The sequence below is a fragment of the Erwinia oleae genome (assembly GCF_000770305.1).
Lineage (GTDB): Bacteria > Pseudomonadota > Gammaproteobacteria > Enterobacterales > Enterobacteriaceae > Erwinia > Erwinia oleae.
This window is the reverse complement of record NZ_JNVB01000010.1, coordinates 55,885-80,079: the sequence shown is the minus strand read 5'-3', so window position 1 is coordinate 80,079 and position 24,195 is coordinate 55,885. Positions and strand designations below refer to the sequence as shown.

At 54.8% G+C, this 24,195-nt stretch carries 27 protein-coding genes; 16 read left to right on the top strand and 11 right to left on the bottom strand.

Annotated elements, in window-relative coordinates:
- The 4 genes from GS12_RS05290 to GS12_RS05275 all read right to left on the bottom strand — a co-directional run.
- The coding region (locus GS12_RS05290) for a replication endonuclease (RefSeq protein WP_034944574.1) at window positions 1-728 on the bottom strand (728 nt) is incomplete at its 3' end.
- Between the two features lies 1 nt (window position 729).
- A complete protein-coding gene (locus GS12_RS05285; RefSeq protein WP_034944590.1) occupies window positions 730-951 on the bottom strand; it encodes a TraR/DksA family transcriptional regulator in 222 nt (73 codons plus the stop codon).
- Entirely contained in the window at window positions 951-1,169 is a 219-nt protein-coding gene (locus GS12_RS05280; protein ID WP_034944573.1) for a DUF2732 family protein, read from the bottom strand. The genes GS12_RS05285 and GS12_RS05280 overlap by 1 nt, the downstream gene beginning before the upstream one ends.
- Before the next feature lie 69 nt (window positions 1,170-1,238).
- Window positions 1,239-1,571, bottom strand: coding sequence for a DUF5347 family protein (locus tag GS12_RS05275; RefSeq protein ID WP_034944571.1), 333 nt, complete (start codon window positions 1,569-1,571; stop codon window positions 1,239-1,241).
- A gap of 269 nt (window positions 1,572-1,840) precedes the next feature.
- On the opposite strand from GS12_RS05275, the gene GS12_RS05270 reads away from it, so the two are divergent.
- The gene (locus GS12_RS05270) at window positions 1,841-2,419 is read left to right on the top strand and encodes a phage repressor protein CI (protein WP_034944569.1); all 579 of its coding nucleotides are present in this window, start codon (window positions 1,841-1,843) and stop codon (window positions 2,417-2,419) included.
- A 121-nt stretch (window positions 2,420-2,540) separates the two neighbouring features.
- On the opposite strand, the gene GS12_RS05265 is transcribed toward GS12_RS05270, so the two are convergent.
- The 4 genes from GS12_RS05265 to GS12_RS05250 form a co-directional block, all read right to left on the bottom strand.
- Window positions 2,541-3,146: a DUF4062 domain-containing protein gene (locus GS12_RS05265; protein ID WP_052118356.1), complete on the bottom strand. Its 606-nt coding sequence runs from the start codon at window positions 3,144-3,146 to the stop codon at window positions 2,541-2,543.
- Window positions 3,147-3,568: 422 nt separating this feature from the next.
- Window positions 3,569-4,684, bottom strand: a complete 1,116-nt coding sequence (locus GS12_RS05260) for an AI-2E family transporter (protein ID WP_034944566.1) — start codon at window positions 4,682-4,684, stop codon at window positions 3,569-3,571.
- Between the two features lie 153 nt (window positions 4,685-4,837).
- Window positions 4,838-6,319 (bottom strand): SulP family inorganic anion transporter, encoded by a 1,482-nt coding sequence (locus GS12_RS05255; protein ID WP_034944563.1) that lies wholly within the window; start codon window positions 6,317-6,319, stop codon window positions 4,838-4,840.
- On the bottom strand, window positions 6,316-6,942 hold the full coding sequence (locus GS12_RS05250) for a carbonic anhydrase (protein ID WP_034911876.1): 627 nt from the start codon (window positions 6,940-6,942) through the stop codon (window positions 6,316-6,318). Before GS12_RS05250 ends, GS12_RS05255 begins: the two co-directional genes overlap by 4 nt.
- A gap of 723 nt (window positions 6,943-7,665) precedes the next feature.
- Between GS12_RS05250 and GS12_RS05245 the strand changes: the two genes are divergently transcribed.
- Window positions 7,666-9,675 carry an NADPH-dependent 2,4-dienoyl-CoA reductase gene (locus GS12_RS05245; protein ID WP_034944560.1) on the top strand — a complete coding sequence of 670 codons (2,010 nt, stop codon included), beginning with the start codon at window positions 7,666-7,668 and terminating at the stop codon, window positions 9,673-9,675.
- 66 nt (window positions 9,676-9,741) lie between these two features.
- Window positions 9,742-10,458 carry a polyphenol oxidase family protein gene (locus GS12_RS05240; RefSeq protein ID WP_034944557.1) on the top strand — a complete coding sequence of 239 codons (717 nt, stop codon included), beginning with the start codon at window positions 9,742-9,744 and terminating at the stop codon, window positions 10,456-10,458.
- On the opposite strand, the gene rlmG is transcribed toward GS12_RS05240, so the two are convergent.
- Window positions 10,455-11,582 carry a 23S rRNA (guanine(1835)-N(2))-methyltransferase RlmG gene (gene rlmG, locus GS12_RS05235; RefSeq protein ID WP_034944554.1) on the bottom strand — a complete coding sequence of 376 codons (1,128 nt, stop codon included), beginning with the start codon at window positions 11,580-11,582 and terminating at the stop codon, window positions 10,455-10,457. The two genes, GS12_RS05240 and rlmG, sit on opposite strands and share 4 nt — an antisense overlap.
- An 81-nt stretch (window positions 11,583-11,663) precedes the next feature.
- Between rlmG and GS12_RS05230 the strand changes: the two genes are divergently transcribed.
- Complete coding sequence (locus GS12_RS05230) at window positions 11,664-12,164, top strand: YgjP-like metallopeptidase domain-containing protein (RefSeq protein WP_034944551.1); 501 nt, start codon at window positions 11,664-11,666, stop codon at window positions 12,162-12,164.
- Between the two features lie 5 nt (window positions 12,165-12,169).
- On the opposite strand, the gene GS12_RS05225 is transcribed toward GS12_RS05230, so the two are convergent.
- Window positions 12,170-13,861: a chloride channel protein gene (locus GS12_RS05225; RefSeq protein WP_034944584.1), complete on the bottom strand. Its 1,692-nt coding sequence runs from the start codon at window positions 13,859-13,861 to the stop codon at window positions 12,170-12,172.
- Window positions 13,862-14,106: 245 nt separating this feature from the next.
- Here GS12_RS05225 and GS12_RS05220 point away from each other — a divergent pair, with 245 nt between their 5' ends.
- The 11 genes from GS12_RS05220 to GS12_RS05170 all read left to right on the top strand — a co-directional run bounded on the left by GS12_RS05220 (window position 14,107) and on the right by GS12_RS05170 (window position 22,395).
- Window positions 14,107-15,099 carry a Gfo/Idh/MocA family protein gene (locus tag GS12_RS05220; protein WP_034944545.1) on the top strand — a complete coding sequence of 331 codons (993 nt, stop codon included), beginning with the start codon at window positions 14,107-14,109 and terminating at the stop codon, window positions 15,097-15,099.
- Between the two features lie 251 nt (window positions 15,100-15,350).
- Complete coding sequence (locus GS12_RS05215; RefSeq protein ID WP_034944542.1) at window positions 15,351-16,319, top strand: TerC family protein; 969 nt, start codon at window positions 15,351-15,353, stop codon at window positions 16,317-16,319.
- Between the two features lie 156 nt (window positions 16,320-16,475).
- A complete protein-coding gene (gene sstT, locus GS12_RS05210; RefSeq protein WP_152601356.1) occupies window positions 16,476-17,717 on the top strand; it encodes a serine/threonine transporter SstT in 1,242 nt (413 codons plus the stop codon).
- Between the two features lie 416 nt (window positions 17,718-18,133).
- A complete protein-coding gene (locus GS12_RS05205) occupies window positions 18,134-18,799 on the top strand; it encodes a DedA family protein (RefSeq protein WP_034944538.1) in 666 nt (221 codons plus the stop codon).
- An 8-nt stretch (window positions 18,800-18,807) separates the two neighbouring features.
- On the top strand, window positions 18,808-19,173 hold the full coding sequence (gene mzrA / locus GS12_RS05200) for an EnvZ/OmpR regulon moderator MzrA (protein WP_034944535.1): 366 nt from the start codon (window positions 18,808-18,810) through the stop codon (window positions 19,171-19,173).
- A 158-nt stretch (window positions 19,174-19,331) separates the two neighbouring features.
- A complete protein-coding gene (locus GS12_RS05195) occupies window positions 19,332-19,706 on the top strand; it encodes a DUF1090 domain-containing protein (protein ID WP_034944533.1) in 375 nt (124 codons plus the stop codon).
- A gap of 47 nt (window positions 19,707-19,753) precedes the next feature.
- Window positions 19,754-20,059, top strand: a complete 306-nt coding sequence (locus tag GS12_RS05190; RefSeq protein WP_034911855.1) for a DUF883 family protein — start codon at window positions 19,754-19,756, stop codon at window positions 20,057-20,059.
- A 1-nt stretch (window position 20,060) separates the two neighbouring features.
- Entirely contained in the window at window positions 20,061-20,453 is a 393-nt protein-coding gene (locus GS12_RS05185; RefSeq protein ID WP_034911852.1) for a phage holin family protein, read from the top strand.
- Window positions 20,450-20,734: a YqjK-like family protein gene (locus GS12_RS05180; RefSeq protein WP_231566789.1), complete on the top strand. Its 285-nt coding sequence runs from the start codon at window positions 20,450-20,452 to the stop codon at window positions 20,732-20,734. Before GS12_RS05185 ends, GS12_RS05180 begins: the two co-directional genes overlap by 4 nt.
- Before the next feature lie 209 nt (window positions 20,735-20,943).
- Window positions 20,944-21,336 (top strand): DoxX family protein, encoded by a 393-nt coding sequence (locus GS12_RS05175; protein WP_034944581.1) that lies wholly within the window; start codon window positions 20,944-20,946, stop codon window positions 21,334-21,336.
- Between the two features lie 72 nt (window positions 21,337-21,408).
- A complete protein-coding gene (locus tag GS12_RS05170; protein WP_034944530.1) occupies window positions 21,409-22,395 on the top strand; it encodes a glutathione S-transferase family protein in 987 nt (328 codons plus the stop codon).
- Between the two features lie 12 nt (window positions 22,396-22,407).
- On the opposite strand, the gene GS12_RS05165 is transcribed toward GS12_RS05170, so the two are convergent.
- Complete coding sequence (locus tag GS12_RS05165; RefSeq protein WP_034911846.1) at window positions 22,408-23,310, bottom strand: LysR family transcriptional regulator; 903 nt, start codon at window positions 23,308-23,310, stop codon at window positions 22,408-22,410.
- 126 nt (window positions 23,311-23,436) lie between these two features.
- Here GS12_RS05165 and GS12_RS05160 point away from each other — a divergent pair, with 126 nt between their 5' ends.
- Complete coding sequence (locus GS12_RS05160) at window positions 23,437-24,141, top strand: pirin family protein (protein WP_034944578.1); 705 nt, start codon at window positions 23,437-23,439, stop codon at window positions 24,139-24,141.
- The last annotated feature ends 54 nt before the right edge of the window (window positions 24,142-24,195 follow it).

Here is a 24,195-nt window from a genome sequence, read left to right as displayed (position 1 = left end):
TGCTTTTTTTTGCTGACGCTGCCCATCGCAATAAAGAGATGCTCGCGCCAGGCGGCAGCGGTTCGGCGCAGCGATGCGCGCCACCAGCCTTCGCTAAACATACGTGTGACGGCAGGCGCAATCTCCTCCTCCGCCACATATTTCTGGCTGGCGCGCGCCCAGAGCGGCGGCGTGACGTTAAGCTGTCGGCACAGTCGCGCAGCATGCATATACCAGCAGTAAAGGGTTTTCAGATCGCTGAAACCTGTGGTATCGATGTCGGCCAGCGCGGCGCGAATGAAATGGGCGACGTCTTTACTCAGCAGTTCAATGTCGGCTTTTGACATGTCCGCCAGGCGATTGTATCGGTTGATAATATCAACCAGCCGCGAAGCAACGTGCTGCAAAATTGACGTATCAAAATGCCCGGCAAACAGTGCGGCGGAGGTCTGTTGGCCGATCGTATTCACCCGATATCTTTTATTGACCTGCTCAAGCCTCGGCAGCGTTTTTTTACTGAAAGTGATAAGCCAGGCATTCGCTCGCTGGCTTCCCGCACGCGCTTCCAGTGCATCGAACAGGCGATAAGCATCACGGCGCACGCATTCCGGCTGTAAAGAGAGAGATTTTCTGGCATGCAGCAGCGCCGCCATCATGCGATCGCGACGATACTGATCCTTGTAGGTTAATAAGGGACGGACGATCGCCGGCTGCCGGACGTTCCACGAAAAAGCGTATGAGATCGCCACCTTAAACCGCCCGATAATGTTTTGATTTCAGTTCGGCGATGGCCTGGCAGTTGACGCAAAGCCTGACGCCCGGCACTGCAACCCGGCGGGCTTCCGGCAGCGCCACATCACACTCTTCGCAGGTGAGGCGTGAAGGCGTGACCTGACGATGCAGGATAGCGTGCAGCAGCCGCTCGCGATCGTCCTCTTCCTGCTGTTGCGCCCGATCCACGATGTCGCCCATCAGCACAGCTCCCCGGCCTGGCGCTGGATATTTTCCGCTTCCTGACGCAACAGTCCGACGGCATCGGCGCCGCCCAGCGCGTTATCCGACAGGTAATCGGCCAGTTTATCCAGTCGTGCTGACAGTAAATTCGCACGCGTTCGCCGCTCATCGAGGCGGGTTTCGTGCAGCAAATAAGCAATGTGCTCTGCGTCGTGACTGCGGGTACTCTTTTTCATCACAGATCTCCTGGATTCAGGCAATACAATGCCCGACGGGTTTAACGCCTTGATTAATTTTTGGCCTGATTAAAGCGGCATGGTTAGCCGTTTGGGGAACAGGCTGACGACGGCGCGTAAATGATTCATGGCGGAAATGAGCGCTTTTTTCTCCTCACGGGTCAGTTCGCTCAGAGGCCGCTGGTGAGCCGCCAGAGGAATGTTTGCCAGAAAGAAGATGGCAGCCAATGCGCGGGCATTTTCCGCACGGTGCAGATCGCGCGTATCGCGCAGCCTGGTGAAAAATCGCTCAACATCCTGCCAGCTATCGGGCCAGAAACGCGCCCGCAATTCGGCAACATGGTTCAGGCCGGAAAGCCGCTCGCCCGCGCGTTGCGGGGCAGTAACAACCGGTATAGTCATAGCCCTGCCTCCTCCTGTTTTAACCTGTTGAAAGGCCGCGCGCGTCGGTCAATTCCCCGAAAGTGAACTCTTCGCCGATGGCGCGCGGTCGCTGTCAGAGGTAACAAATGTTCAGTGCAGAATCGCATGACAAAATTTTGAGGATTGCGATTTCACAAACCATATTGCATCATTCCCTCTTTGCCCGTGTTCGCTATTCAAAAGCCCTTCTTAGCGGTCAATACGGATAATGCTAATTTTAGCATCAGTCAATTAAGAGAATGCTATTTATGGTATCTGACACTAATTTCAATAATGAAGAATTACTGAACAGGATTTGTGAGGTGTATGGTTTCACCCAGAAGCTCCAGTTAGCGAATCACTTTAATATCGCCGCCAGTTCGCTGCAAAATCGCTACAAACGCGGCAATATGTCCTATGATTTCGCCGTACATTGCGCGCTGGAAACAGGTGTGAATATCCAGTGGTTGATGACCGGTCAGGGAGAGAAACGCAGCGACGCAAAAATCCCAAAAAGTGAATCATTAAACATTCCGGTATTCATTTTTGATGATGGCGCGTTAAAAAAAGGGAGTAGTTTAGCTATCGATGCACATTTTTTTAGCAAACCGCCGGGTGAAGGCATCGCCGTTCGCACCGAAGGTCGCCTGCATTTTATTGATAAAACGCTCTCTCTTACCGATGGCCTTTGGCTGGTGGAGATAGAAAGCACGGTCAGCCTTCGCGAACTGACCGTCCTGCCAGGCAAAAAGCTTCACGTCACCGGCGGCAAGGTTCCCTTTGAATGCGCCGTGAGCGATATTCAACTGTTGGGCCGCGTCACTGGTATTTATAACGAGATGAGTTAACGATTTTTCTTTGTACGGATCGGCAAAACGAAAGGTAGCCCTTTTAACTGGCGATCTCATGAGCCGCAAGACAAAGTGAACGTTGTTTTTCCCCGGCGGCGGGACAGAAACCACGATGCATTCATGTCGAAAGCAATGTTACCAACGATCGCAGGCTTGCGTTCTCCTGCGTGAGGCGCGAGATCTGTTCAATCAGCCCCTGGTTATCAGGAAGATCTCTGCCTGATACCCAGCCCTTAAGATCTCTTTCTGATACAAGCGCTGGCAACGTTTTATAGACAGCGATCTGTATATCTTTATTATCCTTATAGAATGCCACCGGATAGCTGACAACTTTGCTTCTGAATGCTCTGTATTGATCATGATGGTCAAGCTCCAGAACGCGCTGTCCGAAATCGCGCACTTTATGCGCCAGGTAGTCCTCATCAATGACCACCGAAAACAGGGGCTTATTGGTTTTCAACGCGTAGTCATACTCAAGCTCCGTGTAGCTGGACTCGCTGCCCGGCGCAATCGATCCGTATCGCCCCCCCAACACCAGCAGGTAAATGTCCGACTCGTCTATCCATCTTTTGATAATGTCGAGCTGAGTTTGATCGCCGGGTTTAAACAGCTCCATACCCGCTGGAATGTGCCCCGCCGTGAGGATCGCACTCACCGCCGCCTGACGCTCGTCAAGCAGGTCGTTGAATGTTGACGAGACGAAAACCTGAAATTTTCTAATCATGCCGCTCACCCTTCAGCAGGAATTTAACATTGGAGGCATCGCGGTATAACCCCGCGCACGCGGGGAACACTATAAGCAGCGACACACCGATCCTCCGCCACGTCTGCCTGTTAATGTCGCGGTGATGTTCTGCGTAGGATACAGGCGGACAAACCATGACCGCATTGTCATGGCCAGATAGAAATGAACATTTGGCAAATTGAAACAGCCCTGTACGACATCGCGCCAGAGCTGGCCTGAGATGAAACAGGCCGCAGGAAATACTGTATATAAACACAGTATATCTGTTTATTAAAAATGTGAAATGCTTTTTTTCGGTGAAGAGAAATTCAGTACATAGAATTTGATCTGGCTCGCAAGAACGCCGAATTCCTGCATGTCAGAAGAGAACGCGGCGCGAAAACGCCGCGTTTGATAACAAGTTAACTATTTGATTCAGCGTGATTTTTACCTTCTTCGATAAAATCCTCATCAATTTCATCACTGTTGCCCTGATGATCGCGGCCGGACAGCAGATTCCAGCAGGCAATAAAGAGCGCAGCAATAAGCGGCCCGATAACGAAACCGTTAATACCGTAAATTTCCATGCCGCCCAGCGTGGCAATCAGGATCAGGTAGTCAGGCATCTTGGTGTCTTTACCCACCAACAGCGGACGCAAAATATTATCCACCAGCCCAATCACCACCACGAAAAACGCCACCAGCAGGATGCCCTTCCACAGCATTCCCGTGGCAAAGAGGTAGATGGCAGCAGGAACCCAGATAATCGCCGAACCGACGGCGGGGATCAGGGAAAGAAACGCCATCAGCGCGCCCCACAGCAGGCTGCCGTCAATGTCGGCGAACCAGAACGCGATGCCGCCCAGCGTACCCTGGACAATAGCGACCGCCACTGTTCCTTTCACCGTCGCACGCGCAACGGCGGCAAACTTCATAAACAGATGATGCTTAACGTATTTCGACAGCGGCAGCGATTCCAGGATCAGATTCACCAGCCAGGCACCATCCTTCAAGAGGAAGAACAGCAGATAAAGCATCACGCCAAAGCCCACCACAAAACTGAACGTGCCTTTACCGATCAGGAAAACGCTTCCTGCGACGTATCGGCTGCCCTGAAGCGCAAACTGCGACAGTTTTTGCTGAATGCTCGCGGCGTTGTCCAGATCGTGATCGGCGAGGAAATTACGCGCCCATTGCGGCAGGTGCTGTATCGCATCGGTAAATATGACCGGCAATTGCGTATTATTGTGTTGAAGCTTGAGATAGACCACGTTGAATTCAATCGCCATGGATGACGCGACGATGGCCAACGGCGTGAAGACAATCAGGCAGATGATTAACAGCGTCAGCAGTGATGCGAGCCCGTTTCTGTCGGCTAACAGCGTTCTGAGACGGGTTTTCATCGGCTGGAAAATAACGGCGAGGATCGCCGCCCATAAAATGGCGGAAAAGTAAGGTCCAAGAACGTTGAAAAACGCGACCGTTACGATAAACAAAATCAGAATGAAAAATCCTTTCGTCAAACCCTTAAATCTCATAGCAATCCCTCTGAACAGCAAATTTGCTCCCGAAGCATAGAACGCGCCACACCATTTGCAACAATCATCAGGAATAAAATGAGGGGCGCTTCGCCCCTCATTTTTACAACGATGTCTTATCAGGCCCTTCTTTTACCGTTTAAGAATGTCGTCTTACCCCGCGACTTTCACCGGCCACTGGTTTAAAACAATACCGCGTTTGCCCGCGCCTTCGCCGAAATCTTCGAGCACCGCTTTAACGTCGGGATCGAGATACTCCGCATTATCGTGATCGACGATCACCACGCTGTTTTCGGGAATTTGCGCCAGCAGCCCTTTCAGACGCGGGTTGTGCATAAACGTCAGATTCTGCTGGAAACGAAGCACGTAGTGATCGTCATAGCGCGTCAACAGCATGGCGTTGCGGTGACTTTTGTAAACGCTGAACAGGATTTGCGTCGCCAGGCCAATACCGATGCCCGCCAGCATGCCGAACACCAGAATGCCGCCGATGGTCGCCAGGAATGGCACATATTGCTGTGCCCCCTGACGAAACTGTTCGATGAACAGACGCGGCGTGGCAAGTTTGTAACCGGTGTAAAGCAGTACCGCAGCGAGGCTGGCCAGCGGGATGGCATTAAGTAAATCGCTGAACCACAGTCCACAGACCAGCAGCAGAACGCCATGAACAAAGATTGAGAGTTTGCTCTGCGCGCCGACGCTGACGTTTACCGAACTGCGCACGATAACGGCGGTAATAGGCAGGCCACCTAAAAAACCGCTGATGAGGTTACCGATCCCCTGAGCGCGCATCTCTTTATCCGGCGACGGCGCAGGATGCTGAGCACGAAGTTTTTTCAACGCCTCCTGGCTCAGCAGCGTTTCCAGACTGGCTACAATAGCCAGGGTCACGGCAACCACGTAGATGGCGGGATTTTGCCAGGCCGCCCAGTCAGGGCTTTCCAGTTCGCCGGTCAGCGCCTGAATGCTGTCAAAAGCCGGCAGCGAGATGCGCGGCAGGTTGCTGACGATCTCCGGGAACAAGCGTCCACCGACCACGGTTGCCAGACAGCCAAACAGCACGGCGACCAGCGGGCCGGGCATCCAGCTCAGCGCCTTAACCTTTTTCAGCGTTGGCGTAGTCCAGAACCACAGAATAAGCAGGCCGATGCCGGATACCACGATGGCGGAGAGGGAGAAGCTGAAGGCGCCGCCGGTCACCATATCGCTCAGTTCACTCTCTTCGGCTGCGCCCAGTGCGACGGGGATCTGTTGAATAATCAGCAAAATACCAATCGCCGCCAGCATGCCTTTGATCACCGTGCCGGGTACGAGCGTAATAAACCGCCCGGCATGCGCCAGTCCCAACAGGAACTGGAGAACGCCGGCGATAACCAGCGCAAGCAGCAGCGCAGAAAACGAACCAAGCGTCTCGATAGCGCCGGTAACGATGGTGACCAATCCGGCGGCCGGACCGCTTACTGCAAATTTGGAGGGGCTGAAGGTAGTGACCACCAAACCACCGATCACGCCGGTCAGCAAACCGACAAACGGCGGAAGGCCACTGGCCTGAGCAATCCCCAGACACAGCGGCAGCGCGACCAGAAAAACCACCAGTCCCGCAGGGATGTCCTGGCGAAGCGTGTTGAAATTCATACCGTTTTCCCCTCCGCATTCTGCTGGATAAGCTCTTTGAGGTGACCGCTTTTGAGATCATAAACGCAGCCGAATACATCCAGCTGCACCCCGTCGCGCCAGGCGTTACGTACCGGTTCGGCTTCAATGAGATGAGCAAACTGCGCGAGGACATTAACCTCAACCAGCCGGTTCAATCGCGCGGTTTCATCTTCCCCGTCCGTCGCTTCAGCCAGACCCGGCGATATTGCTTCCCGCAGTTGGGTGATACGACGAGCCAGCGGTGAGTTTTCATCAGAAAGGGGAATATCCGGCAGCGATGTCGCCGCCTGTACGCCGCCGCAGCCGTAATGTCCGCACAGCACAATGCGCGACACTTTCAGATACTCCAGCGCGTATTGCAGCACGCTCATAAAATTGTCGTCGCCGCTCACCACCATATTGGCGATATTACGATGGACAAACAGTTCTCCGGGATGCGCACCCGTCAGTACTTCGGCAGGCACACGACTGTCTGAACAGCCAATCCACAACGAATGCGGCTGCTGCGAATGTACGTTTTGTCGAAAATAGTGCGGATTGCGTTGGCGGCGCTGTAAGGCCCAACTACGATTTTTCGCTAACAGGGGTTTTAGAGTCGTCAAAATAGAGTCTCTCTTCAAGGACAACAGGAATAAACCTGGGCGCCGGGTTAAAATAATTAGCGGAAATGCTCCACTTTAAGTAAGTCTGCAATAATAAAAATAAGTTCTAACACTTTGCCATTAATATAATCATTAAGATTAATCCTGGATGGAAATTGTCCTGCGTATTTTGTAATTTTAGTAACTGAAAACGTTCTTACTGACGATATCTCTCTTTTAGAAACAAAGGCAATAAGATGTGCTTATAGCAAAGAAAATATAATATCATTTCCCTTTCAATCAAAAAGATAAGAATAAAATTCATTTAAAATACTTTTTCAGAAATCACGAACGCGCTTATTTAAGACGCGTATCTCTTTTGAAAATTCTCGGCCTTTTTTCTTTCCACAGTTTAAAAGAGGTTAAATAGCAAGAAGAGAATGGTTAAATAAACTCACTCTGTTTATCAATAAATGTCAGCAATAAAATATGATTATTTAATTATCTTTACATTAATGACGGTACGTGAAAATGTTCTCACGCTAATAATCACCGATAAAAATGCCTCGCGGACGCAGTTCCTTTATTCATTTCTGAATTATTTATTGTCATGTTTGATCCTTTTAAACTGACAGGTAGCGCGCTCATTTGCAGACGCAGGTCACACTCCCGATAACATCCCGTTGCCTGGCTGCTTTTCCTCGCTAAAGTTAACTCATCCGACCACTTACCCGTTGATATTCTATGAGCGCATCTCTCTTTTCCCCGCTGGATCTTGGCTTTACCCGTTTAAAAAATCGGGTGCTGATGGGCTCAATGCATACCGGGCTGGAAGAACACCCCGACGGCCCGCGTCGTCTGGCGGCATTTTATGCCGAACGCGCCGCGGCGGGCGTGGCGCTGATCGTGACCGGCGGCATCGCGCCCTCGGCGGAAGGGGTGGTGATGGCGGGCGCGTCCGTGCTTGACAGCCCGGAACAGCTTGCCCACCATCGCACGGTCACCGAAGCCGTTCATCGTGCAGGCGGGAAAATCGCGCTACAGATCCTCCATGCCGGACGCTACAGCTATCAGTCCGCGCTGGTGGCGCCCTCTCCGCTTCAGGCGCCGATTAACCCGTTCAGACCGCGTGAACTCACCCATGACGACATTCTCGCGCTGATCGCCAGCTTTGCGCGCTGCGCCCGCCTTGCGCAGCAGGCCGGCTACGACGGCGTCGAAATCATGGGCTCGGAAGGCTATCTGATAAATCAGTTCCTCACGGTGCGCACCAACCAGCGCAGCGATGAATGGGGCGGTGACGAGCAGCGCAGAATGCGTTTCGCGGTGGCGATCGTTCGTGCGGTACGCGAGGCAACAGGTCGCGATTTCATTATTATTTACCGCCTGTCGATGCTGGATCTGGTTGAGGAGGGCAGCACGCTGGCGCAGACGGTGAAGCTGGCGCAGGCAGTTGAGCAGGCCGGCGCAACGCTTCTCAACACCGGCATCGGCTGGCACGAGGCGCGCATTCCCACGATTGCCACCTCCGTGCCGCGCGGCGCATTTGGCTGGGTAACGCAACAGCTTCGTCACCACGTCAGCGTGCCGCTGATCGCCACTAATCGCATCAACCATCCCGCCGTCGCGCAGGCGCTACTTGATGAAGGCTGCGCCGATATGATCTCGATGGCGCGCCCTTTTCTTGCCGATGCCGAATTCGTCAGCAAGGCGCAGTCCGGACGCAGCGATGAAATCAATACCTGCATTGGCTGCAATCAGGCCTGCCTCGATCGGATTTTTGCCGGAAAAGTGACCTCCTGCCTGGTAAACCCGCGAGCCTGCCATGAAACCGAGATGCCGGTAACGCCGGCTCGTCAGGTGAAAAAACTGGCGGTGGTGGGCGCGGGCCCGGCAGGTCTGGCCTTTGCCGTTAACGCAGCCGGGCGCGGCCATCAGGTAACGCTGTTCGACCGCGCGCCGGAGATTGGCGGCCAGTTCAGCATTGCCCGGCAGATCCCCGGCAAAGAGGAGTTCAGCGAAACCCTGCGCTATTTTCAGCGCCAGCTGGCGTTAAAAAACGTCACGCTGCGCCTCAATCAGGCAGCCAGCGCCGATATGCTGACAAACTTTGATGAAATTATCGTGGCGAGCGGCGTCGCGCCGCGCGTCCCCGACATCCCCGGTATCGATCATCCGTCGGTGCTCAGCTATCTGGCGGTGCTGCGCGATAAAGTCCCGGTCGGTCAGCGCGTTGCCATTATTGGTGCGGGCGGCATTGGGTTTGATACGGCGGAATATCTCAGCCAGCATGGTCCGTCGGCAAGCCTTGACGTGGCGGCGTTCTGCGAAGAGTGGGGAATCGACCGCACGCTGGCGCAGCCGGGCGGTCTCACCGCGCCGCAGCTGCCGTCGTCAGCGCGTCAAATCTGGCTGTTGCAGCGGCGTTCAGGAAAGCCCGGCGCGACGCTGGGTAAAACCACCGGTTGGATACATCGCGCCAGTTTGCAGATGCGCGCGGTAAAGATGTGGGGCGGCATTGAGTACCTGAAAATAGACGATGAGGGGCTGCATATTCTGCGTGAAGGAAAAGCGGAGCTGCTGCCGGTGGACAACGTCGTTGTCTGCGCCGGACAGGAATCTTACCGTCCGCTGGCCGATGAATTAGCGGCAAAAAAGAAAACGGTTCATATCATTGGCGGCGCAGAGTTGGCGCTGGAACTGGATGCACGTCGGGCTATCGCCCAGGCCACCGCGCTGGCGCTGGCGATTTAAGCGGGATCGGCGATACGCTTTCAGCCATAATGACAGGATACGATCCCAACCCGGAAGGACGCCCTGATGCCTGATACCTGCCGCTCAACGCTGCTCTCCGCTTTTGACTGGCTCGATCACGCCTTTCTGCCAGCCGGCGAGGCACCGCCGGACGATGCCATCTATAACCATCAGCGCCACAGTGCGACGGTGGTCACCGACAGCGAAGCGCTGCCGGTGAAAAGCCGTGAGGCCGACGGGCTGATCGGCAGCGGCCATCGTCCGCTGGCGGTCTATACCGCCGACTGCCTGCCGATACTGATTGCCGACGCGCGCGGCAAGCAGGTTGCCGCCGTTCACGCCAGCCTCACCGGCACGCTGAAAGGCGTGCTGATCAACACGCTTCATCGTCTGTGCGAGCAAGGCGCCACGCCGGAAAGCCTGACGATCGCCGTCGGCCCGTCGATCGGCCCATGCTGCTACGAACTGGGTAAGGATCTGATAACGCGCGTCGGGCAGGAAAATCCGCACGGGCTGACGCCGCTGCTGCCGGTTACCGCACACCAGCCAGCCAACCCGGCCGCCGTACGCGCACAGGCGGCGGCCACCACGCAGGGCGTGTGGTTTGACCTGCCGCTGCTGGCGAAACGCATCGCCCTACGCGAAGGTGTGCCGGCAACGCAGATCGAACTGAGCCGCGTTTGTACCTACTGTATGGCGGAAGAGCAGGCAAGCTATCGTCGCAACACCCATTTCAGTCATGGCTATCAGCAGCGGTATTCATGGATACAGCGGCGTGGTTAGCGGACTTTGACCGCACGCAGGATAACGAACTTCTGGTTCGACGCCACGGTGTCGCAGTTGCCGAACAGCTTTTTCATTTTGTGGTAATAGTCGAGGTGGCGGTTACCCACGATGCGCAGTTCGCCGCTCCAGGCGAGGCAACGACGGGCATCGCGAAACATCTGCCAGGCAACATGATCGGTGACCGCGTTTTGCTGATGGAAAGGCGGATTGCACAGTACTGCGCTCAGGCTGTCTGAGGGAAAACCTGACAGCACGTTGTTCACTGAAAAACGGCTTCGCGCCAGATCCTGCGGGCGATTCACCTCAACGTTCAGCTGGCTGGACGCCACCGCCGTCATCGATTCATCCACAAAGTGCACCACCGCATCGGGGTTTTTCTCAAGGGCCATCAGGCCAATAACGCCGTTGCCGCAGCCAAGATCAAGGATCTCCCCGTCGATATTTTCCGGCAGATGCGCGATAAAAAAGCGCGCGCCGATATCAAGACTGCTGCGGGCAAACACGTTGGCATGGTTGTGGATGTGGTAATCAGTGCCGTCGAGCGGCCAGGTCAGCGTGGCGGGCGCATCCGCCAGCACGGGCAAATCCGGCGTGCAGTAGATCAGGCGCGCCTTCTTCACCGCCAGCGAGGTGGTGGTTTTCCCCAGTACGCGCTCAAAAAGCTGAAGCGTTGAGCTGTGGATCTCTTTGACTTTCCCGGCGGCGACGATCTGCGTCTCCGGCGTAACCACGCTGCGTAGCGCGCGCAGCTGATGCTCCAGCAGGGCCAGCGTTTTCGGGATTTTGATCAGCACGCGGGCGGGAGCGGCAGGCAGCGGCGCAAGGCTGTCCAGCAGCGTGACCGCATCCTCTTCCCTGCCATTAAGCTTCAGGTTTTGCCGTGTCGCCAGCTGGCTGAGCAGCGAATCGCCAATGCTGAACACCGCATCGTCCGCCAGCGCACAGGCCAGCGCGCCAAAGGCGTCGTTAAAGATCAGCGTCGGGCCGCTAACGGACGTCTCGTTCAGCGTGTTTAACAGGTATTCATCAGCGGCATCCCACGCCTGTAGCGGGCTCTCCTCACGCATGGGGGGAAAGCGATGCAGCGTCAGCGTGCGGTGGCTCAGTTCAAGTTGGCTCATGGGATAACCTTAGTGGTAAAATTCCCGCGCTTTATCCCCTAAATCGCGCCGACAGTAAACGTTTTTCTTGCAGGAGCTGGCATGTCATTGATTTACCTTCAGGGCTATCCTGAATCGCTGCTGGCGCAGGTGCGTCAGCTCATCGCTCAGCAGCGGCTCGGCGACGTGCTGCGCAAACGCTATCCGGAGAGCCACAGCGTGACCAGCGACCGCGAGCTGTATGACTATGCAATGGCGCTTAAAAATCAGGCGCTGCGCAATGCGCCCCCGCTCAATAAAGTGCTCTACGACAGCAAAATCAGGATCATGAAGGATGCGCTCGGCCTGCACACCGCCATTTCCCGCGTTCAGGGCGGGAAACTGAAAGCGAAGGCGGAAATTCGCGTGGCGACCATTTTCAAACAGGCGCCGGGAGCCTTTCTGCGGATGATCGTGGTACATGAACTGGCGCACATCAAAGAGAAAGCGCATAACAAGGCGTTTTACCAGCTTTGCTGCCACATGGAGCCGCAGTATCATCAGTTAGAGTTTGATACGCGGCTCTGGCTGACCGAGCAGGCGCTGCACGGGCGCGAAAGCTGACGTCTTTATAAGAAGTCTTTCGCTTTCTGAATCAGGCTGGTTTTGGTCAGCGCGCCGAGGTATTTTTTCTCCTGCGGGTTGTTCAGCACCGGCAGGCGCTCCAGCGTCACTTTTGCAAACGCTTCCCAGCCTTCGGTGATGGTTTGGTTTTCAAAAATATAGGGAAAGCTTTCATCCATCACGCAGCTCACCGGCGAGTCCAGCGTGATAACTTTATCCAGCACCTGCCGCGAAATATCGTGAATCGATACCGCGCCCAGGAATTCGCCCTCTTCACCGATCACATACACAAAACGCTCGCGCTTTAATGAACTGACGGCCAGCGCTTTTCCGACCGAGGCGGTCGGCGTCAGCGCCGCGCCGGAAACGATAAACTGTGAAATGATGCCGTTATCAAAATCGAACTTGGCGTCTGAGCGCCGAAAATGGTTTTTGATAACCGGATAGGTGCTGTTGGCGTGCAGGTGGTAAACGGTCATGGAAGCCAGCAAGCAGGCGATCATCGCGGGAAACAGCAGGCTGCTGTTCAGGGTCATTTCCAACACCATCAGCATCGCCATCAGCGGCGCCTGGCTTACCGACGCCAGCACCGCGCCCATGCCGACAGCGGCAAAAATAAGCACGTTACTTATCGGCAACCCTGCCAGAACCGCTAGTGAAGCCACCAGCACACCAAGAATGGCTCCAATCAGCAGTGAAGGCGTAAACAGGCCGCCGACCGCCCCGGAACCCACCGACACCGCCGTGGCGCACATCTTGAGCAGCAGCAACACAAAGAGCGCCTTAATCAGAAAGCCGCTGGCCATGATCTCAACAATCACTTCATAGCCGTTGCCCAGAATTTTTGTCGAGCCGATGGCCATCGTACCCACGATCAGCCCGCCGAATCCCAGCCGCAGCGGCAGGCTCCGGACAACGCCAAAACGTTGCCTGCTCTGCGCGATCAGCCAAATCATCGCCCAGCCAACCAGCCCGGCCAGCAGGCCAACCGCAACGGTCAACAGTATCGTCGCGGGCGTGAGTTCAAACAGCACGTGCGAGAACGGATAGATAGCGGAACGGTAGCCCAGCGACCACATCATCAGCACCGCCACGCCGGAGGAGATAATCAGCGGCACAAGGCGCTGCATGGCCGAAATGCCAAAGGCAATCTCAGCCACAAAAATGGCCGACGCCAGCGGCGCATGATAGACCGACGACAGCCCCGCCGCCGCCGCCATCGCCACAACATCGCTGTTGCGCAGGTTGAGGCGCCGGAAACAGAGACGGCCCATCAGGCTGCCGCTGAGCGCTGAAAGCTGCACCATCGGCCCCTCTTTACCAATCGAGCCGCCGCTGCTGATGCTGGCAAGCGAGGAGAGCGCACGAAACAGCGAGGTTTTGGTCGGTACCGCATCGAGCCGGGCGTTGATCACATCCAGATAGTCGGTGCGCACCGTCTCTTTCTGTTCAATGGCGGCGGCGTAGCGCAGAAAAAATCCGGCAATCACCCCACCACTGCCTACAATCAGCGGCCAGAAATACCAGGGGTAAACCGTCATCGCCTGCGTCACGTCATGACGGGTGCCGAAAATCATTGCGGTGATAAGTTCGATCAGCGCCCGGAATCCCAACGTAGCTAACGTGGCGACCAGCCCAACGGGAACGGCAACCAGTATGCTGGTCCAGTTCAGTGCGTGTCTGCTGCCCATTGTCATTATTTTGCCCATCTGAAAATCGGTTATTAACTCTGTCTGGCCGGAAAAACAGGAAACGTTTGCCGCCAATAACGCCGAATTATCGTTAATGATGCGGGATTTTTTGCGGTTATGCTGATGATATTTGTCATCACAGCACCGCTTTTTTTAATCATTACTCTGCAAATCACACGTGCTACTCTGAGAAATCGGCGGGGTAGAACCGCCCCGGACACCCTCTGAACGTTTGGAGAATACAACGCGCCATGATTCGCTTCGCTGTAGTAGGGACTAACTGGATAACGCGTCAGTTTATCGACGCCGCGCATGAAACCGGCAAAATGAAGCTGACTGCCGTTTATTCACGCTCGCTGGCGCAGGCGCAAACCTTCAGCAATGATTATCCCGTTGAGCATCTGTTTATCTCTCTTGAGCAGTTGGCGCAGTGCGAAGACATTGATGCCGTGTATATCGCTAGCCCCAATGCGCTGCACTGTCCGCAGGCGATGCTGTTTATGCAGCATAAGAAACATGTGATTTGCGAAAAGCCGCTGGCATCTCATCTGCGGGAAGTTGAAGCAATGATCGCCTGCGCGCACGATAATCAGGTGGTGCTGTTTGAAGCGTTTAAAACCGCCAGCCTGCCCAACTTTCATCTGCTGCGCCGTTCGCTGCCTCAGGTTGGCAAACTGCGTAAGGCGCTGTTCAGCTACTGTCAGTACTCTTCCCGTTATCAGCGCTATCTGGACGGCGAAAATCCAAATACTTTCAATCCCGCCTGGTCCAACGGGTCGATCATGGACATTGGCTTTTACTGTCTGGCGAGCGCCGTCAGCCTGTGGGGCGAACCGCAGGCGGTGCATGCCAGCGCCACGCTTCTGGAAAGCGGCGTTGATGCACATGGTACCGTGGTGCTCGATTATGGCGATTTTGACGTGACGTTGCTGCACTCCAAAGTCAGCCAGTCGGGGATGGCCAGCGAGATTCAGGGCGAAGCCGGTTCGCTGCTTATCGAGCAGATTGCCGAATGCCAGCGCGTCAGCGTGGTACCGCGCGGCGCGCGCGCGCAGGATATCAGCCAGCCGCAGCACATTAATACCATGCTTTACGAAGCGGAAACCTTTGCTTCGCTAGTAGAAAATCATCAGATACATCATGAAGGATTAGTTACGTCGCGGATTACAGCAAAATTACTGACGGAAATCCGCCGCCAGACGGGCGTGGTCTTTCCCGCCGACGCGGCACCGGCCGCTGTGTAAATATTTCTAAATATTGCAGAATACGTTTGACCTCTTTTGCTGCTCCGCCTATCTTCTTGAGCAGCAAAGGGGAGTAACTTCTTCGTCGGTCAATCGTCATTACGGTGCGCAAGCACCCGGTTACCGGGCAACCAGAAAAGATCCTGCGTTGTAAGTGAGACCTTGCCGGAAGGCGAGGTTTGCTTACAGCGAAAATACTGTGGCTGACGTCTTCCGATGTTGGCCTTTTTTATTTTAACAGGATCCTCCCTATGAATACCGTAGGCACACCGCTTCTCTGGGGCAGCTTTGCTGTCATTGTTTTGATTATGCTGGCGATAGATCTGCTGATGCAGGGCCGTCGCGGCGAGCAGACCATGTCGCTCAAGCAGGCTGCCTTCTGGTCAATTGTCTGGATCTCCGTTTCGCTGCTGTTCAGCGCCGGGCTCTGGTGGTATCTCAAAGGCACCGCTGGCCCTGAAATCGCGCACACGCAAACCCTGGCGTTTCTGACCGGCTACGTGCTGGAAAAAGCGCTCGCGGTGGATAACGTCTTTGTCTGGCTGATGCTGTTCAGCTACTTCTCCGTACCCACTTCTCTTCAGCGTCGCGTGCTCATTTATGGCGTATTGGGCGCGATCGTCCTGCGAACGGTGATGATCTTCGCCGGTAGCTGGCTGGTATCCGAGTTCAGCTGGATACTCTACATTTTCGGCGCCTTCCTGCTGTTTACCGGTGTGAAAATGGCTAAGGGCGGCGGTCACGATGGCGATCCGGGAGACAAGCCGGTGGTACGCTGGCTTCGCAACCATCTGCGCATGACGGAAAATCTCGAAGGCGAGAAGTTTTTCGTGCGCCGTAATGGTCTGTTGTTCGCAACGCCGTTGCTGCTGGTGCTGATTATGGTAGAACTCAGCGACGTGATCTTCGCGGTCGACAGCATCCCGGCGATTTTCGCGGTGACCACCGATCCCTTTATCGTGCTGACCTCAAATCTGTTCGCTATTCTTGGCCTGCGTGCGATGTATTTTCTGCTGGCAAACGTGGCTGAACGTTTCTCAATGCTGAAATACGGCCTGGCGATTGTGCTGGTGTTTATCGGCATCAAGATGCTGATTGTCGATCTTTATCATATTCCGGTTGCCGTTTCGCTGGGTACCGTTGGCGGCATTCTGGCCGTGACCCTGCTGATTAACGCCTGGGTCAATCATCGCCGCGATCGTCAAATGTCTCAGCGTTAAGCTTTTCCTCTCTTAAGGCCCGGCCTGCGGCAGCACTGCCGCATCCGGGCATTTTTTACTTCCCCTGCAATCACATTTCTTTATACTTCCCTGCGCAAACACGATGTACGACGCCGCCGCGCGTTAAATTAAAATGACAACAACTGGTTTTAAATTATGAGTCTGGAAAAAGATCGTTCAGGGCTGGTTCAGCGTCTGATGCAGGGAAGTCTGGTAACACAAATTTTAATCGGTCTGGTGGCCGGGATGGCGCTGGCCTGGTTTTCAAAAGAAAATGCGCTGGCGGCAGGCCTGTTTGGCGAACTCTTCGTCAGCGCCCTGAAGGCCGTTGCGCCGCTGATGGTGATGGTTCTCGTGATTGCCTCAATCGCGAATCATCAGCAGGGACAAAAAACGCGCATTCGTCCCATCATCACGCTCTATTTACTCAGTACCTTTTTTGCCGCCGTCGTGGCAGTGGTCGCAAGCCATTTGCTACCGCAGACGCTGACCCTGGCGGATGCCTCGCAGCAGATCACGCCGCCTTCCGGCATTCTTTCCGTGCTGCATTCATTGCTAATGAGCATGGTGGCAAACCCCATTGACGCGCTGATGCACGCTAATTATATCGGCATTCTGGTTTGGGCAATCGGCCTCGGCCTCGCGTTTCGTCACAGCAGTTCCACCACGCGCGCTTTCCTGAACGATGCGTCAGAAGCCGTGACCTCGCTGGTGAGAGTGGTCATCCGCTTTGCGCCGCTGGGCATTTTTGGTCTGGTTGCTTCAGTGTTAGCCTCAACCGGTTTCTCAGCGCTGATGGAATATGCCAGCCTGCTTGCGCTCCTGCTGGGATGTATGCTGTTGATGGCGCTGGTATTTAATCCCCTTCTGGTTTACTGGAAAATCCGCCGCAATCCCTATCCGCTGGTATTAACCTGCCTGCGGGAAAGTGGCATCACCGCCTTTTTCACCCGCAGCTCTGCCGCTAACATACCGGTGAATATGGCGCTGGCGAAAAAACTCAATCTGGATGAGGACACCTATTCCGTGTCGATTCCGATTGGCGCCAATATCAGTATGGCAGGCGCGTCCATCACTATTACCGTACTGACGCTGGCGGCGGTGAATACACTGGGAATTGATGTTGATGCCGGAACGGCGATTCTCCTGAGCGTGGTGGCTGCTATCTGCGCGTGCGGCGCATCAGGCGTGGCGGGCGGTTCTCTGCTGCTGATCCCGGTTGCCTGTAATATGTTTGGCATCCCGGACAACATCGCCATGCAGGTGGTGGCGGTGGGTTTCATCATCGGCGTACTACAGGACTCCGCAGAGACAGCGCTGAATTCGTCGGCGGACATTCTCTTTACCGCCGCAGCCTGCATGGCAGATGAGCGCGATAACATAAACGTGTCATCGTAATGCCAGAACGGTCAGGCGCTCTGCCTGGCCGTTACAAGGCAATAACACTTAAAAAAATGACGGCTTCGAAAGAGATTAAGACCAGAAACGGTTAAAAGTGCCCTTTCCATGTTTTTAAAGGCCCGACACGTCAAAGCGTCTTCAATAGTGTCAGCATGTGTAAAACTTCTTTTCGCTCACCGCAACCCCCTGTAAAACATACGGGACGATGCGTTTTACTCGCTATGTTAAGTAATTATTTGTTAAAAGTTTCTGGTTTTTAGAATTTTCACCAGCGAATAAAGGGAATGCGCCTTTTTTGCCCCTTTATCAGATAAGTATCCGTGTTCAGGATAGCGCCTGCATCTATAATAATGACATCTACGCCGAGCCGGATTTAGCCAGACCTATGTCACAATGACGTTCAGGGACATCCTATGGATATTTTTAAAGCACTCGTCAGCGCGCTCTGGCAGCAGGATTACGATACTCTGGCCGATCCCACGCTGGTCTGGGCTATTTACTTCGTTCTCTTTATGATTCTGTTCCTCGAAAACGGCCTGCTCCCGGCCGCGTTCCTGCCCGGCGACAGCCTGTTGATCCTGGTAGGCGTGCTGATCGCCAAAGGCACCATGTCTTTTCCGCTGACGCTCTTTATATTAACCACTGCCGCCAGCCTGGGCTGTTGGGTGAGCTACATTCAGGGCCGCTGGTTGGGTAATACGCGCATGGTGCAGAAATGGCTTTCGCATCTTCCCGCACAGTATCATCAGCGCGCGCACCAGCTTTTTCACCGTCACGGGCTCTCCGCGCTGCTGATTGGCCGCTTTATCGCCTTTGTGCGCACGCTGCTTCCTACCATTGCTGGCTTGTCAGGTCTGAGCAGCGCACGCTTTCAGTTTTTTAACTGGGTAAGCGCTCTGCTTTGGGTATTGATCCTGACCGTTATGGGCTTCGCGCTGGGCAAAACGCCCCTGTTCCTTAAATATGAAGATCAGCTGATGTTCTGCCTGATGCTCCTGCCGCTGGTGCTGCTGGTATTCGGTCTGGTGGGTTCGCTTTATGTGTTATGGCGGAAACGCAGCAGTGCGGGAAAAGGATAAAACGCGTGATGTTGACTGCTCTGAGATCTCGTTTAACCCGCCGTGCCGTCGCTTTTCTGCTGGCGGGCGCACTTGTCCTGCTGCTTATGACGACCTTACCGATGCTGTTTCACAATGACACCGCGCTGAAGATCGAGCCTTCCCGTCAGGGCGTCTCGCTGCCAGACGGCTTCTATGTATGGCAACGCCTGTCGGCGCAGGGGATTCATATTAAAAGCATCACCCCTGACAACAATACATTGATCATCCAGTTCGAGTCGTCAGAACAAAGCGACGCCGCAGAAAAGGTTCTGCGCCAGCTGCTTCCTTATGACTTCGAGATAGCCCAGGTGAGCCTCTCCTGCATGCCCAACCCACGTAACAAATTTGGTTGAGGCTTTTCGCCTTCCTGCGTCATCTGCTTAAGATTCCTCTCTCTTTTTGAGCTTTCCAGATTTCATGACTATGCTTACTGAGTCAGAGAACCTGGAAAGCCGTTCAGAATCATTGGTATTGTTCCTGCGGCCTGAAAAACTGGAAGGGAATACCTGTTATGAAATACCGCACACTTCTCGGACTGAGTCTTCTTGTTCTTGCGCCTGTATCTCAGGCAGCAGGATCGGTATGTCAGCAAAAAGCACAGGACATTCAGCACGAAATCGACCTGGCGCGTCAGCACAACAATGCGCGCCGCGTAAACGGGCTGGAACGCGCGCTGACTGAAACGCGTGCCGACTGTAGCGATGCAAAATTAAAATCTCTCCATCAGGAGAAAGTTAAAGAACATCAGCAGACGGTCGAAAAGCGTCAGAAAGAGCTGAATGAAGAAAAAGCGGACGGTGACGACCGTGAAAAAATCGCAAAGCGTGAGAAAAAACTGGCAGAAGCTGAGCGTGAACTAAAGGAAGTCCGGGCTGCGCGCTATTAGGTGCCAACGAGCCGGATTCTTATAACTAATGACTAAAGGAGTTTGTTATGTCTAAAGATACAACATCTGAGCATCTGCGTGCAGAACTGCGTAACCTGGCCGACACGCTGGAAGAAGTGTTAAGCAGCGGCAGCGACAGGTCAAAATTTGAGCTGGACAAACTGCGCAGCAAAGCCAACAGCGCGCTGCGCGAGACGCGTGCACGCCTGGGCGATTCCGGTGAGCGTATTGCTCAGACCTCGCGTGAAGTCGCCGATCAGGCTGACGTTTACGTACGAGAAAATCCCTGGACCAGCGTGGGTATCGGTGCCGCAGTCGGTGTGGTGCTGGGCGTCCTGCTGACGCGTCGTTAAAATGGCCTATTCACAGCAGAGCCAGGGCCCGGGCAAAGGGGTCGTTAATATCGGTCAGCGGATTATCACTACGCTGGTAGGCATTGTTGAAACGCGTGTGCGGCTCGCGGTTGTTGAGCTGGAAGAAGAAAAGTCCAATATTGTCCAGATGCTGATCATGATCGGCCTGACCATGCTTTTCACCGCATTTGGTCTGATGAGCCTGATGGTGCTGATTATCTGGGCCGTGGACGTGCAATACAGACTGATGGCAATCGGCATCACCACCGCCGCACTGTTTGCTCTGGCGATCATCTTTGGCCTGTGGACGCTTGCCAAATCACGGCGCTCAACGTTATTAAGCGCAACCCGCCGGGAGCTGAAGTCCGACCGTAAGCTGCTGGAGGATGAATAATGGGCCGCGAACGCGACGAGCGTAAAGCCGAACTGCTGCGCCAGGTGCAGCAGCAACGCCTTGATTTGAGTGCGCATAAAAAGCATTTTCTTGAGGTCACCGCGCGGTACGATCGCGGCTGGTTAACGCTGGTAAGTATGCGTCGTTATGTGGCTATCGGCAGCGGTCTGATGGCCGTCTGGTCAGTTCGTAATCCACGCTTTATTACCCGCTGGACCAAACGCGGTCTTGGCGTCTGGAGTACCTGGCGTCTGATGCGTAACTATCTTCCCGGCCGCTAGTTCGCTCGCTCTCCCTTATGCTCTGTTGTCTTCAGGCCCGGCTCGCCGGGCCTTTTCAATTTTCCTGAAAGACTTCGACAGTTTAACTTGCTTACAATCCTTTTCTTCTCCCACTACTATCTCCAACAACGAACGACGCCTGCACGTCAGGCCTGAAAATCAGTCGGCCGGGATGCTCTCCCGCCCAATCAATCCTGTTGGAGTTAATGATGAAAAAATTAGAAGATGTTGGCTTTCTGGTGGCGCGCATTCTGATGCCTGTCCTGTTCATTGTGGCGGGTTGGGGAAAAGTTGGCGGCTACGCAGGTACGCAGCAGTATATGGCGCATATGGGCGTTCCCGGCTTTTTTCTGCCGTTGACCATCCTGCTTGAACTGGGCGGCGGTCTTGCCGTGCTGCTTGGCTTCCTGACCCGTTTTACCGCTATTTTTACCGCCGTGTTTGCCATCATCACCGCGCTGATTTTCCATGGCGACTTTTCAGTGGACGGCAACTCCATCAACTTTATGAAGAACCTGACCATCGCCGGTGGCTATCTGCTGCTGTTTATCACCGGCCCGGGCGCATACAGCATCGATCGCCTTTTAAAGAAAAAATGGTAAGCGACAGCCGCTATACTCAGTAACATCAGCGCGCAGGGATCGCCCTGCGCGCTACGTTTATCGGGAGGCGTTATGGGACAACTGATTGAGGGTGTCTGGCACGACACCTGGTACGACACCAAATCGACCGGCGGCCGCTTCAGGCGTTCTGAAGCCCCATGGCGTAACTGGGTGACCGCTGACGGCGAAGCAGGCCCGACCGGCAAAGGAGGCTTTCGCGCCGAAAAGGATCGCTATCATCTCTACGTATCGCTCGCCTGTCCCTGGGCGCACCGCACGTTGCTGATGCGCAAGCTGAAGGGGTTGGAAACATTGATCCCGGTTTCGGTTGTACATCCGCTGATGCTGGAGAACGGCTGGACATTCGACGAAGACTTTCCTGATGCGACCGGCGATTCACTGTATCAAAACGAATTTCTCTATCAGCTCTATCTGCATGCCGATAAAGAGTACAGCGGGCGCGTCACCGTACCGGTGCTGTGGGATAAGCAGCAGAACACCATTGTCAGTAATGAATCGGCCGATATTCTGCGCATGTTTAACAGCGCGTTTGATGCGGTTGGCGCGCGGGCGGGTGATTTCTACCCCACGGATTTACGTGACAAAATCGACGAACTGAATAGCTGGATTTACGATACCGTTAACAATGGCGTCTATAAATCGGGTTTTGCCACCAGCCAACAGGCTTATGTTGAGGCGGTGAATGCGCTCTTCAACGCGCTGGATCGTCTGGAGCAGATACTGGGCCGGCATCGCTGGCTGGCTGGCGATCGTCTGACCGAAGCGGATTTACGACTTTGGACCACGCTGGTGCGGTTCGATCCGGTGTACGTCACTCATTTTAAATGCGACCGGCAACGCATCAGCGACTACCTGAATCTGAATGGTTTTCTGCGGGAAATTTATCAAATGCCGGGTGTGGCAGAAACGGTCAGTCTGGCCCATATTCGCCATCACTATTACCGCAGCCATAAAATGATTAACCCGGAAGGGATAATCTCCGTTGGCCCCGCGTTTAACTGGGATGAGCCACACGGGCGCGACGTACGTTTTCGTTAAGATGAGCGGCGGTTAACCCTGCCGCTTCGCCAGCAGTTTTGGGATCTCGCGCAGGCACCAGGCTTTCGCTTCGCCCATGCTGTCGCGTCGCCAGGCCATGATGATATCGACCTCCCGCGTGTATTCCGGGCTGACCACGCGCAAACGGCCTTCAGCAATGTCTTTCTCAACCATCGGGTAAGGCATGGAGGCAACGCCCAGCCCGGCCAGCAGCGCCCGGTGTTTATCTTCAATGGTGCTGACCGTCAGCCGCTGCTGCTTGTCCAGCAGCTGTACGGTCAGCACCGGTCGCTCGCGAGCGGTATCCGCCACGGCAATGCCGCGATATTTTACCCGCGTTACCTCTGACAACGGTTCCGGTTCAAGATGGATCGGATGGTTCGGGCTGGCGACAATAACGCTTAACATGCTGTAAAGCTTGCGGGTATTGATTTCCGACGAGGCGCGAAAGTGCATATCAGGGGCAATAACGATATCAGCGCGTCCCTGTTCAAGACGTTCCCAGGCACCTGCCAGCACCTCGGTGATCAGCGAAATTTGTGTATTCGCCTTGCCGGCCAGTTTTTCGATCAGCGGGAAGAGCGAGTCGCTTGGCACCAGCGCTTCGGCAACGATGGTCAGATGCGTTTCCCAGCCTCGTGCCAGTGCTTCTGCATCGGTGGTCAGCTTGTCTGCGGCTTCAAGCAGCACCCTGCCGCGCTCAAGCAGCATACGCCCAACGTTGGTGAATTTTGTACGATGGCCGGAGCGGTCAAACAGCACCACGTCCAGCTCCTCTTCCAGCTTTTGCATGGTATAGCTGAGCGCGGAGGGCACGCGCCCCAGCTCGTCCGCTGCCGCTGCGAAGCTGCCCCTGCGATCGATAGCATCCATTACTCGCAGCGCTTCCAGCGTGAGGGCGCGATCTTTGGCCATAGCGGGTCTCTGTCAGGAAATTTGAATATAGCGAGCAGATTAACTGGCTAACAATCCGCCGTCCAGAAACTTACCATAGCGGCATAACAAATGCTGGCGTGGCCGGGCGATAAACGAGGAGACATCATGATTACCAGCCGTACCGCGCAGGCCTGCGGCAAGGCCGATTATGGCTGGCTTCAGGCACGTTACACCTTTTCTTTTGGACACTATTTTGATCCAAATTTATTAGGCTACGCTTCACTGCGCGTCCTTAATCAGGAAGTGCTCAGGCCCGCCGCCTGTTTTCAACCCAGAACCTATCCCAGAGTTGACGTGCTGAACCTGATTTTGCAGGGACGGGCGGAGTACCGCGACAGCGAAGGCAATCACGTCAGCGCCGACACCGGGGAAGCGCTCCTGCTGGCCACCCAGCCTAACGTCAGCTACAGCGAACACAATATCAGTAAAGAGAGTACGCTGACGCGCATGCAGCTCTGGCTGGACGCCTGTCCCGCACAGGATAACGATCCGGTGCAGCGGGTACGTATCCCGCCGGAGGCGCGCCACGTGCTGTTGGCGTCGCCAAACGGCGCGGACGGCAGTCTTCAACTCCGCCAGCAGGTATGGATCCATCACGTCATGCTCGCACCAGGTGAGAGCATGAGCATTGACCTGCTCGGCCCTCGCGCTTACCTGCAATCCATTCATGGTTCATTGCGCGCCGTGGCGCATTCACAGGCGGGAGAAATACTGAAATGCGGGGACGGCGCGTTTGTACGAGAAGAGCAGAGCGTGACATTAACGGCGGACACGCCTGTGCGCGCGCTGGTGATTGATTTGCCGGTGTAGAAAACGCTCAGGTAAACCGATCCCATAAAACAAAAACCCCGCCGAAGCGGGGTT

Excerpts from the sequence above, each read along its gene's own strand:
- mzrA (WP_034944535.1), top strand. The coding sequence starts at position 18,808 with ATGTTGACTGCTCTGAGATCTCGTTTAACCCGCCGTGCCGTCGCTTTT.
- GS12_RS05175 (WP_034944581.1), top strand. The coding sequence starts at position 20,944 with ATGAAAAAATTAGAAGATGTTGGCTTTCTGGTGGCGCGCATTCTGATG.
- GS12_RS05170 (WP_034944530.1), top strand. The coding sequence starts at position 21,409 with ATGGGACAACTGATTGAGGGTGTCTGGCACGACACCTGGTACGACACC.
- GS12_RS05160 (WP_034944578.1), top strand. The coding sequence starts at position 23,437 with ATGATTACCAGCCGTACCGCGCAGGCCTGCGGCAAGGCCGATTATGGC.
- GS12_RS05265 (WP_052118356.1), bottom strand. The coding sequence starts at position 3,146 with ATGATTAGAAAATTTCAGGTTTTCGTCTCGTCAACATTCAACGACCTG.
- GS12_RS05240 (WP_034944557.1), top strand. The coding sequence starts at position 9,742 with ATGCCTGATACCTGCCGCTCAACGCTGCTCTCCGCTTTTGACTGGCTC.
- GS12_RS05260 (WP_034944566.1), bottom strand. The coding sequence starts at position 4,684 with ATGAGATTTAAGGGTTTGACGAAAGGATTTTTCATTCTGATTTTGTTT.
- GS12_RS05280 (WP_034944573.1), bottom strand. The coding sequence starts at position 1,169 with ATGAAAAAGAGTACCCGCAGTCACGACGCAGAGCACATTGCTTATTTG.
- GS12_RS05185 (WP_034911852.1), top strand. The coding sequence starts at position 20,061 with ATGGCCTATTCACAGCAGAGCCAGGGCCCGGGCAAAGGGGTCGTTAAT.
- GS12_RS05275 (WP_034944571.1), bottom strand. The coding sequence starts at position 1,571 with ATGACTATACCGGTTGTTACTGCCCCGCAACGCGCGGGCGAGCGGCTT.
- GS12_RS05195 (WP_034944533.1), top strand. The coding sequence starts at position 19,332 with ATGAAATACCGCACACTTCTCGGACTGAGTCTTCTTGTTCTTGCGCCT.
- GS12_RS05255 (WP_034944563.1), bottom strand. The coding sequence starts at position 6,319 with ATGAATTTCAACACGCTTCGCCAGGACATCCCTGCGGGACTGGTGGTT.
- sstT (WP_152601356.1), top strand. The coding sequence starts at position 16,476 with ATGAGTCTGGAAAAAGATCGTTCAGGGCTGGTTCAGCGTCTGATGCAG.
- GS12_RS05270 (WP_034944569.1), top strand. The coding sequence starts at position 1,841 with ATGGTATCTGACACTAATTTCAATAATGAAGAATTACTGAACAGGATT.
- GS12_RS05245 (WP_034944560.1), top strand. The coding sequence starts at position 7,666 with ATGAGCGCATCTCTCTTTTCCCCGCTGGATCTTGGCTTTACCCGTTTA.
- GS12_RS05220 (WP_034944545.1), top strand. The coding sequence starts at position 14,107 with ATGATTCGCTTCGCTGTAGTAGGGACTAACTGGATAACGCGTCAGTTT.
- GS12_RS05215 (WP_034944542.1), top strand. The coding sequence starts at position 15,351 with ATGAATACCGTAGGCACACCGCTTCTCTGGGGCAGCTTTGCTGTCATT.
- GS12_RS05285 (WP_034944590.1), bottom strand. The coding sequence starts at position 951 with ATGGGCGACATCGTGGATCGGGCGCAACAGCAGGAAGAGGACGATCGC.
- GS12_RS05165 (WP_034911846.1), bottom strand. The coding sequence starts at position 23,310 with ATGGCCAAAGATCGCGCCCTCACGCTGGAAGCGCTGCGAGTAATGGAT.
- GS12_RS05230 (WP_034944551.1), top strand. The coding sequence starts at position 11,664 with ATGTCATTGATTTACCTTCAGGGCTATCCTGAATCGCTGCTGGCGCAG.
- rlmG (WP_034944554.1), bottom strand. The coding sequence starts at position 11,582 with ATGAGCCAACTTGAACTGAGCCACCGCACGCTGACGCTGCATCGCTTT.
- GS12_RS05205 (WP_034944538.1), top strand. The coding sequence starts at position 18,134 with ATGGATATTTTTAAAGCACTCGTCAGCGCGCTCTGGCAGCAGGATTAC.
- GS12_RS05190 (WP_034911855.1), top strand. The coding sequence starts at position 19,754 with ATGTCTAAAGATACAACATCTGAGCATCTGCGTGCAGAACTGCGTAAC.
- GS12_RS05225 (WP_034944584.1), bottom strand. The coding sequence starts at position 13,861 with ATGACAATGGGCAGCAGACACGCACTGAACTGGACCAGCATACTGGTT.